This window comes from Bacillota bacterium, assembly GCA_040754675.1.
In the GTDB taxonomy this organism is placed as follows: domain Bacteria; phylum Bacillota; class Limnochordia; order Limnochordales; family Geochordaceae; genus Geochorda.
This window is the reverse complement of the sequence record JBFMCJ010000277.1, coordinates 1-5485: the sequence shown is the minus strand read 5'-3', so window position 1 is coordinate 5485 and position 5485 is coordinate 1. Positions and strand designations below refer to the sequence as shown.

Here is a 5485-nt window from a genome sequence, read left to right as displayed (position 1 = left end):
GGCTACGCGGACCGCGCCTATCCCGGGCTCATCCGCGGAATCCTCTACGCCGCCGGCGACTACAACCAGGATCTGTTTGCCCGCGCCATCCTGGCCGAGGTTGGGTCCACGTACAACCGCCTGCAGGAGGCGGAGAACGGGGCGCGGCTGTTCGCCAACGTGCTGGCGTCCATGCTGGCGGACATACGCATCAGCCCGGACATGCCCGACCCCAATGCCAGGGGTGCGCAGCGCTTCGCCTCCCGCCGGGGCTGGCAGGGGGTAGGGATCTTGCTGGCGCTGGTCGTCTCGGGGTTTGCCATCTACCTGATCGTGAACGAAGAAGGCTACCAGCGGGTGGTGGCGCTCTTCGACACCCTGGGTGATAGCTGGAACCGGCTCCGCCGGCAGCTTCGGCGCCGCGCCTGAGTCAAGCGTGCTTGCCGAGTCTGCTTGCGGCCGCTACAATGAGCCTGGCTTGTGGGGGGCCAGCTCATTGCCGGAAGCATTTGACGAGATCTCGCTACGGATGTTGGAGTTTCCCGAAATAGTGGAGGCGGTTTGCAGGCGGACCACCACCGCCATGGGACGCGAGGCGGCAGCGGCGCTGTTACCGTCGGCTGACCCGGAGACGGTGCGCGCCCGGCTGGCTGAGACCTCCCAGATGAAGGCGCTGTTGACTCTGGGCGGCCAGCATGCGGCCGTGCCCCTCGGCGTGCCGGACGTGAGGGAGCCGCTGCAGCGGTGCGCGGCCGGCGGCATCTTGAGCGCCCAGGAACTGGCAGAGGTTGCTGATGCGGTGGAGGGCGTCGCCCGGCTGCGGGCGTATCTCGCTTCGGAAGCGGTTGCTGACGGGCCTGCGCCCGTTCTCGGGCGCTGGCTCGGCCATCTCGTCGACGCCACACCGGTCGCCCAGGCCATCCGGCGTGCCGTCAGCGCAGATGGCCAGGTGCTGGACTCGGCATCCGCGGAGCTGGCCTCCATCCGCCTGCGCCTGCGGCGCTCGGGGGAGCGCGCCTACGAGGCCCTTGAGCGTCTGGTGCGTTCGGCGCACGTCCGCAAGGCGCTGCAGGAGCCGATCATCACGCGGCGGGCGGGGCGGTACGTGGTTCCGGTTCGGCAGGAGTACAGGGAATTGGTGCCCGGCATCGTCCACGGCACGTCGGCCAGCGGCGCCACGCTCTTCGTCGAACCGATGAGCGTCGTCGAGGCCAACAATGCGGTTCGCACCGAGCAGGCCCGGGAGCAAGAAGAGGTCGAACGCATCCTGCGCGAGCTCTCCACGCGGGTTGCCGGGGTCGCTGCGAAGCTTCTCGATGCCCTCGAGGCTGTCGGCGAGATCGACGCCATTGCGGCCCGCGCCCGCCTCAGCCTGGACATGCAGGGTGTCGAGCCTGCGATCAACACCGAGGGGCGGGTCGTGCTGCACGAGGCCCGCCACCCCCTGCTCAAGGGGGAAGTGGTGCCCATCGGCGTGGAGGTTGGCCGGTCCTTCTCGGTGCTGGTGATCACGGGGCCCAACACGGGAGGCAAGACGGTCGCGCTGAAGACGGTGGGGCTGCTCACCCTCATGGCGCAGGCCGGACTGCACGTCCCGGCGGGCGCCGGCAGCGAGGTCGCCGTCTTCCAGCGCATCCGCGCCGACATCGGCGACCAGCAGAGCGTGACCGACAACCTCAGCACCTTCTCGTCGCACCTGCGGCGCATCGTCCCGATTCTTGCGGAAGCCGATCCGGACATGCTGGTGCTGCTCGACGAACTCGGCGCCGGCACCGACCCCGAGGAAGGGGCGGCGCTGGGATGCGCCATCCTCGAACGGCTGCGGGCGGCGGGTGCCCGGGTCATCGTCACGACCCACCTGGGCGACATCAAGCTGATGGCGCACATGACGCCGGGGATGGCCAACGCCAGCGTGAGCTTCGACCTGGAGACGCTCGCGCCCACCTACCGGCTGCAGATCGGGGCACCCGGGCAGAGCCAGGCGCTGGCCATCGCTGCCCGGCTGGGGCTGCCGCCGGAGGTCGTGGGTGACGCCCGGCGGCGGCTGGGCCCAGAGCGAATCCGGGCCGACGCCCTCATCGAACAGCTCCAGGCCGCTCTCGACGCTGCCCGTCAGCGCCAGGCGGAGGCAAGCGCCGCGCGAAGCGAAGCGGTTGCCGCGCTGAAGCGGGCTCGGGAGGAGCTGGAGAAGATACGCGCACGCCGCCGCGAGATGCTGGATGAGGCGCTCGCCAGGGCCGAGGAACTGGCACGGCAGGCCCGGCGGGAGTTCGAAGCGCTGATCCGGCAAGGGCGAGAGGCGGCGAAGGTGCAGCAGCTGGACGAGGTGCGCCGCCTTCGCCAGGAACTGGCCGAGGCTCGCCGCAGGCTCGAGGCACGGGCGGTTGCCCTTTCCGAACGCCTCAACGAGGTCGAGGATCGGGTGAGCGTGGAGCTGGCGCCGGGCCAGATTCTCGAGCCTCTCCAGGACCTCTACCGGGTGGAGGCGGGCCAGCGGGTGTGCGTGTTGCCTCTGCGGTCCACGGGCTTGGTGGTGGAGGCGGCCGACGAGCAGGGGTACGTGGTGGTGCAGGTGGGTTCCGCGCGGACCCGGGTGCGGGCTGACCAGCTGGCCTGGATCCCCCAGCAGGAGAGCCGGGGGCAGGTTCCGACGGGTGGCGCCGCATCATCGCTCACCCTGGGGGCCGTGAAGGCGGCATCGTTGCCCGGCGAGATCGACCTGCGCGGCCTCACGGCGGACGAGGCCACCGGCCGGCTCGACAAGTACCTGGACGACTGCACGCTGGCCGGCGTGGAACGGGTTCGGGTCATCCACGGCCGCGGTACAGGGGCCTTGGGGGCGGCGGGGCGCAGCTATCTGCGGTAAAACGGGGGGGTGCGGCGCTTCGCCGCCGCGGGGCCCGCCGAAGGCGGCGACGGCGTCACGGTCGTGGAACTGGCCTGACCGCGTGCCTCAGGGTTGCGATGGCGCCGGCGGCCCACTTTCTGACCTGTCGAACAGGTTGTCGAAGGGGCGCCGAAGCCAGTCCGGGAGCTGGAGCCACGACTGCCGGCAATTGGGCGAAGTTTCGGTCGGCTGCGTCCCCTGGGCGAAGATCTCGAGACGTACCTGGGAGTCCGGAAGCCCGCATCCAGGCGGCGCCAGAAGCCCCGTCCTCGTGTCGATGCGGATCCCCTCGACGATGCCGGCCGGCTTGGGGAAGTCCCGGGGCGGCAAATTGGCGACCGCCTTGCTCATGTACTGTCGCCACAGTTCGGCGGCCTTGCTGCTTCCGATGGGCTTCCCGCCGGGCGGTCTCATCGCTTCTTTCTGCTTGTCGTTACCGATCCAGACCGTCGTCACCAGGTCCGGGGTGAACCCGACGAACCAGGCGTTGGTGAAGTCTTCCGTGGTGCCGGTCTTACCGGCCACGGGGCGTCCATCCGGCAGCCGTGCCGGCTTGCCCGTGCCGTTTGCGACCACGCCCCACATCATATCCGTAACCAGGTAGGTGCTGATTTCGGGCAGCACGACGCGCTGGCGGGGCCGCACCTGTTCCAGCACCAGGCCGTTTGCGTCCTCGACCCGCAGGATGGCTCGAGGCTTCGAGTAGATCCCGCCGCTCGCGAAGACCGCGTACGCGGCGGCCATCTCCAGCGGGGTGACGCCTTTGGTGAGTCCGCCGAGCGCCAGCGACAGGTTCATGTCGTTGGGCTCGCCGGGACCGCGAACCAGCGTGGTGATCCCCATCTTTTCCATGTACTCCATGACGACCTCAGGGCGCACCCGCTGCAGCAGGCGGATCGCCACCATGTTAATGGACTGCTCCAGTGCGGTCCGCAGGGTGACGGGGCCGCGGTAGATCTCGTCGTAGTTCTCCGGGGTCCAGGGTTCGCCGTTGGGGAGCACGAAGCTCTGCGGTTCGTCTATGATGACGGTGGCGGGGGTGGCCAGGCCCCGGTCAATCGCCGCAACCCAGATGAAGGGTTTCACGGCCGAGCCGGGCTGCCGGGTTGCCAGCACCGCCCGATTGTACTTGTTGTTGTCGCCGCGCCCGCCGACCATTGCCAGGATGTCCCCGGTCTTGGGGTCCAGGGTGACGATCGCGATCTGGGGCTGGGGGAGGCCGCGCTCGTCCCGGTACAGGATCCGCAGGCTGTCGGTGTCCTGGGCGATCTCCTCGGCGGCCCGCTGCAAATTCAGGTCAAGGGTGGTGTAGACCTTCAGGCCGCCGGCGTAAACCATCTCTTTGCCCTCTTTGCCGTAGCGGTCCAGCAGATCCTGAAGGACGTAGTCGACGAAGTACGACGCCGTAGCCTCGGGTGCACTCCTGCGCGGGATCACCCCCAGGGGCTGCGCCTTCGCCTCGCGGGCCGCCCGGGGCGAGATGTACCCGACCTCCACCATGCGATCCAGAACGAAGTTGCGGCGGGCCAGCGCCCGGTCCGGGTTGCGGTAGGGGTTGTAGTTGACCGGGCTGCGGGGTATGGCCGCGAGCAGGGCCGCTTCGGCCAGCGTCACGTCCCGGATGCTCTTGCCGAAGTAGGTCTGCGCGGCCGCCTCGACGCCGTAAGCACCCTCGTCGAAGTAAATCTGGTTGAGGTAGGCCTCCAGGATCTCCTCTTTTGTATAGCGGCGCTCCAGTTCGATGGCCAGGACCGCTTCCCGGATCTTGCGGCTGAGGGTGCGGTCGTTGGTGAGGAAGGCGGTCTTGGCCAGCTGCTGGGTGATGGTGCTGCCGCCCTGAACGATGCTCCCACTGCGCAGGTCTACCCATAGCGCCCGCAGGATGGCACGCAGGTCGACGCCCCGATGGCGCTCGAAGTCGGCGTCCTCCACCGCGATGATGGCCTGCTGCATCACCCGGGGGATCTCGTCGATGCTGACCGGGATCCGGTTTTCGATGAACAGGCTCCTGATGACCCGGCCCTTGCGGTCGTAGATGTAGGTGGTCTGCCTGGGAGCGAACCGGGGCTCGTCCAGATTGGGCGTGCTTCGAACCAGGGCCGCCACCGCGCCCGCCACGGCCCCCAGGGTGGAGGCCAGCACGATGGCCACCGTCAGCACGACGAACCGCCTTGTGGAGCGGGCGGCGGGTGCCGACAACCTCACCGACTCCTTCTGGCCAGAAGATGGCAGCCGGCCCATTATAGCACGCTCCCTGCCCCGTTCAGCACCGAGAGGCGCGTCCTGTCAGGCCTATCACACTACTCGGCGGGCAGTTCCAGCATGTGGCGGTATCCGCATCATATGCTGGCAATGCGCGATACGGGGCTGGGAGGCCGATCTTGGCCAGGGGTCTGCAGCGGGCGGGGCGGGGGCCTGCCCGCCCGTCGTGGGGGAGCTTTCGCACCGCGGTCGGGCTTGTGGTCCTGCTGCTGGCCGTCATGGCGGCCGCGGGCGGGTGGCTTTTGGAGGTGACCCTGGGCCCCAGCATCGACCGGTGGGCGGTACAGCAGATGACGCTGCTGGCCTCGCGGGTCGTTGCGGAGGCGGCGGCGGAGGTGAGCCATGCTCCTGGCACAA

The 5485-nt window shown here is 69.0% G+C and carries 4 protein-coding genes; 3 read left to right on the top strand and 1 reads right to left on the bottom strand.

Annotated features, from left to right (window positions below; genetic code table 11):
• Together AB1609_14785 and AB1609_14780 are read left to right on the top strand one after the other, a co-directional pair.
• On the top strand, positions 1 to 408 hold a 408-nt coding region (locus tag AB1609_14785; GenBank protein ID MEW6047724.1), incomplete at its 5' end, for a stage II sporulation protein P.
• A gap of 67 nt (positions 409 to 475) precedes the next feature.
• The gene (locus AB1609_14780) at positions 476 to 2845 is read left to right on the top strand and encodes an endonuclease MutS2 (GenBank protein MEW6047723.1); all 2370 of its coding nucleotides are present in this window, start codon (positions 476 to 478) and stop codon (positions 2843 to 2845) included.
• An 87-nt stretch (positions 2846 to 2932) separates the two neighbouring features.
• On the opposite strand, the gene AB1609_14775 is transcribed toward AB1609_14780, so the two are convergent.
• On the bottom strand, positions 2933 to 5107 hold the full coding sequence (locus tag AB1609_14775) for a PBP1A family penicillin-binding protein (GenBank protein ID MEW6047722.1): 2175 nt from the start codon (positions 5105 to 5107) through the stop codon (positions 2933 to 2935).
• A 140-nt stretch (positions 5108 to 5247) separates the two neighbouring features.
• On the opposite strand from AB1609_14775, the gene AB1609_14770 reads away from it, so the two are divergent.
• On the top strand, positions 5248 to 5485 hold a 238-nt coding region (locus tag AB1609_14770; protein ID MEW6047721.1), incomplete at its 3' end, for a hypothetical protein.